Annotated in this window: 1 protein-coding gene; it reads left to right on the plus strand. The window is 53.6% G+C overall.

The window, feature by feature from the left end; genetic code table 11:
• Nucleotides 1-371 (plus strand): HINT domain-containing protein (locus tag HMPREF2954_RS00050; protein WP_210398473.1); only part of this gene is annotated, 371 nt, incomplete at both ends.

The raw sequence follows: 371 nt of genomic DNA on the forward strand, positions 1-371 counted from the left end.
TACAAAGCCATTGCCCGTATCCGGGCCGGCGACCGCGTCTTTGCCAAGGACGAGGCAAGCGGGGAAACGGGATACAAACCCGTTACCGCCCAATACGGGAATCCGTATCAAGAAACCGTTTACATTGAAGTTTCAGACGGCCTCGGTAAAATACAGACCCTCGTTTCCAACCGCATCCACCCGTTTTATTCGGACGGCAAATGGATTAAAGCGGAAGATTTGAAAGCGGGAAGCAGGCTGTTTGCCGAAAACGGTGCAGGGCAGACCGTTCAGAGCGTTACCGTCAAACTGGAACCGCTGCAAGCCTACAATCTGACCGTTGCCGACTGGCATACTTACTTCGTCAAGGGCGATAAGGCGGAAACGGAAGG

It is taken from the genome of Neisseria sp. HMSC067H09, from assembly GCF_001814135.1.
Classification (GTDB): domain Bacteria; phylum Pseudomonadota; class Gammaproteobacteria; order Burkholderiales; family Neisseriaceae; genus Neisseria.